Source organism: Psychromonas sp., from assembly GCF_983033635.1.
In genome coordinates this window covers 1-4,035 of the sequence record NZ_CEZLMY010000241.1, presented here as the reverse complement: position 1 = coordinate 4,035, position 4,035 = coordinate 1, and the positions used below count along the sequence as shown (strand labels likewise).

Genomic DNA, 4,035 nt, shown 5'->3' with positions numbered 1-4,035 from the left:
AGTGGCCAGGCTGGAAGCCAGGCCACTAATATTAAGGGTTGTCATTCGCTATTAACAAAGACCATTTGCGAGACAAGTACCAGAAGGAGTCCAAGTTACCTGCCCACCACTTAGTAAACCAGTTAAAATATAAGTTGAGTTAGCAGTATCAATGTCTTGCGATACAGCTGTAATTGTAATTCCAGTTGCACTTTGACCACTAGGCGTAACACTAGCAACATAACCAGAAGCACCAACAGTTTTTAGTCCAGCACTTGCTGTACAGTTAAGTAAAGAGTTATTAACTTGACCACATAGATCTGCAGACTGTTTCAGCGGCGATGTCGCCAAAATAACTTCAGAGAACTTCGCTTTTTGTGTGTAAGTATTATACGCAGGCAGTGCCACTGCCGCTAAAATACCGATAATTGCAATTACAATCAGTAGCTCGATTAGTGTAAAACCATTTTGTACTTTTTTCATTTTGCTCTTCCTTAATTAATATTTAACTTATGCTTAATGTTAATGCTCTTTCCCTAGAGGATTGAGTGAAAATTATTAAGCAGCTAATACTATCTAACTTAGTTTGTAACTTAATATCAGTAGAAAGCGGGTCAGCACTTTTTATTAGTATTAAGTTGAGTGTGAAAGGTTATTTACAACACAACCTCAAAATTAATCTCGTACTTAGTTTAGTCCATTACAGAGAAAGTAACGGTATGAAATAAAGAAATTTTAACTTCAACTAAATAAGAGCCTGATTTTGCTGTGAACGAAAACAACCTTGCGTAGCTTTATTCTCTCAGAAATAATTTAATGAAACAAGGCGCTGCTCATAACTATTTGAGCTGGATCGATGTTACCTATCTGTTTATAAAAAAACATAAAAACATGTATAAATATCAACCGCTTTCTGTGCAAGTTAAAAGCAACTGAAATATATTTATCGGCCCCACTGCCGGAGCTAAGGTAATAAAGGAGACAGATAAAAAGTAAAAAACAGGTTATAAAATAGCAGGGGATCTAGATAAGAGGGGGAAAAATTAAAAATTAGTGAATAATAAAAAGGGCAATCACTTACAAACTCCTAATACAAAAAACCCCCCTAAACGGGCATTTTACACTTTGCAGCAGAGAGTTGATCTCGTCCCCACGCAGAGCATGGGAACGAGAAACAAGTTTATTTAAAACATTGCTTCATTAATCCACAAATGGGTAAGGATACTTGCAGCGTAACCGAGCGCAATAACAGGCGCCCATTTAATATGCGCACCAAAGGTATAAATACCACGCGCCTGGCCCATTAATGCAACACCCGCAGCCGAGCCGATAGACAGCAGACTACCGCCGACACCCGCTGTTAATGTAACCAATAACCACTGACCCGTGCTCATATCCGGCTGCATGCTTAATACTGCAAACATAACCGGAATATTATCTACAATCGCAGATAAAATACCCACAGTGACATTGGCATAGGTCGGATCCCAGTTAGTGTACATAGCTTCTGAAACCATGCCGAGGTAACCGATAAAACCTAAACCACCGACACAAAGCACCACGCCGTAGAAGAACAGCAGGGTATCCCACTCCGCTTTTGCCACTTTATTAAAGATATCAAACGGCGCACCGTCACCTAAATCACGTAAACGCTCATGCTCAACTTTATCTTCAGTTTTTTGAATCGCTGTACGGTAATAATGTTTTTGTGTTTTACGCAGGAAGAAGGCGAAGAACTGTAATAAACCTAATCCTGTCATCATACCTAAAACAGGCGGCATCCCTAAAAATGAGTGACCTAAAACAGCAAAGGAAATTGTCACTAAAAACAGCAAAACAATACGTTTAGCACCATGCTTCATATGTACAACTTCACCATCACCTTGTGCAACCTCTTTTGAGATAAAGAAACTCATAATAACGGCAGGTATCAGGTAGTTAACGGCTGATGGTACAAATAGTGAGAAGAAAGTACCAAATTGCACCATCCCTTTCTGCCATACCATTAAGGTTGTAATATCGCCGAACGGGCTAAATGCGCCCCCCGCATTGGCTGCAACAACGATATTGACACAGGCAATGGCAATAAATTTAGTGTTTTTACCGCCCACTTTCATCACGATTGCACACATTAACAGTGCTGTTGTCAGATTATCTGCGATTGGCGAGATAAAGAAAGCGAGTATACCTGTTAACCAGAAAATATTGCGCAGCGTAAAGCCTTTATTGACCATCCAAGCACGTAGCGCATCGAATAGTTGACGTTCTTCCATGGCATTAATATAGGTCATTGCCACTAACAGGAAGAAGAATAACTCAGCGTACTCTAATAAATTATGACGAAAAGCCGCTTCTGCATCATGGTTCATACCATGTTGAGAATAATAGAAACCAATCATCGCCCAGATAATACCTGCGGCAACTAAAACGGGTTTTGATTTGCGCAGGTGGATAACATCTTCAAGCATCACGATACAATAAGCTATACCGAAAAACAGAAGTGCCGCATAACCGATGCCATGTGACGTTAAGTCCATTGATTCACCGCCGCTTGCAAGCAGGTTAGGCGAAAATAAAACGGCGATAAGTGTCAGCAAAACACCTAACGGTTTAGTTTTTTGTAACATTTCATTATTCCTTCAAGAAAATAAACATTTAGGGGAAAATTCGCGCGATGTTAGCATAGAAGATTGGCATAAAACAGAATAAAAGAGACGTATATCACAAAGTGTGAGAATGATAACTATATGTTTTAAAGCGGCTCTAACAGCAGTTTGCTTAATCTATCTGCCACTCGCTGAAGAATTTTCTTAGCAAGCATCTCTGCGTGATTATCAAGCGCTTTGCACTGTACAAGCAGCATTCACATCGTTATTTGTAACAGAACAGGCTGAATATGCACTAAAAAGAGCAAGTGTGGTTATACTGCGTTAAGGCTTTCCAGATACAAAAAAGCTCCGACAAAGTAGCCAGAGCTTTATTTTTCACCTTTCAGCTAAGCTTTAAAAAAGTTAGCAAAAAGCGGGTAATTATAGGTAGATACGTCCGCCGAATACCCACATGTCATTGTCTTCTGCATAATCATTACCTAGATCGAACTGGTAACCACCATAAACAACAACATTTGACTTCACATTGTATTCAACCTGTACAGCTGAAGTGCTTACTTGTGTGCGATTTAGAGCATCATCTTCAACATTTTCATAGTTAACACTTAGGTTTAAACTATTGTCAAAAGCGTACGCTAATAATAATTCTGTTGCCGTTGATTCAGCAGCTTTCGGAATTGAAACATCAGTTGATACCTCGTGCCAAGAAGTGTTAATGTTTTCGTTATCAGCATAGACACCTGCTGCGTATAAACCACTGCCGTAACTACCGTAGCTTACTGAGAAAGCTGTAGATGTCGTTTCAACATCAGCAACATCACCCGCGCTGTAAGCAGCATTTACAGAGAAACCCATCACTTTATAAGTCAGTGATGCCTGGCCGCGAGCATCATACTCGTCATGCTCACCCTGCCAGCCTAGACCGAAGTTGATTGCACCTGCATTACCAAGGTCAAAACCATTGCGGTAACTTACCATTTTTTCAGCACGTCCAGTACCCAGGTTATAGTGATCTTCATATAAGAAATCATTGGCAGCAGCGATAGGCATATCAGCAACGCCAGCTGCGTCATAGAATGGCGCCCATTGCGTACCAACAACAGCACGACCCAAAGAGTCATGAGTCAGACCAAGGTAACCAAGACGCGTAGAGAATGTATTTTCACCACCTTCTAGGAAGTTAAGCTGCCATTCAGCTTTTGCATCAGCTGTGAAACCGTTGCCAAGATCACGCGTCGCTACAATATTAATACGCGGAGAAATTGTATTTACTGCAACCTCGCCTGCATCTGAATCGCCTAAACCGGCAGTTACATGGCCGCCTAGAGCAAATGTATCTCCATCAACATTGTACAGTTCAACAGCAGAAGCTGCATTTGCTAGTAATAAAGCGGGAATTGCTGTCGCTAGTAATGTCTTTTTCATAATAACCTTCAATCCTTGTCTT

The 4,035-nt window shown here is 40.6% G+C and carries 3 protein-coding genes; all 3 read right to left on the bottom strand.

Features of this window, described 5'->3' with window-relative positions:
• Window positions 1–51: 51 nt before the first annotated feature.
• Window positions 52–462: a pilin gene (locus tag AC4GME_RS17770; protein WP_490377106.1), complete on the bottom strand. Its 411-nt coding sequence runs from the start codon at window positions 460–462 to the stop codon at window positions 52–54.
• 701 nt (window positions 463–1,163) lie between these two features.
• Entirely contained in the window at window positions 1,164–2,606 is a 1,443-nt protein-coding gene (gene nhaD / locus AC4GME_RS17765) for a sodium:proton antiporter NhaD (protein WP_490377105.1), read from the bottom strand.
• A gap of 402 nt (window positions 2,607–3,008) precedes the next feature.
• A complete protein-coding gene (locus AC4GME_RS17760) occupies window positions 3,009–4,013 on the bottom strand; it encodes a porin (RefSeq protein WP_490377104.1) in 1,005 nt (334 codons plus the stop codon).
• Window positions 4,014–4,035: the final 22 nt, after the last annotated feature.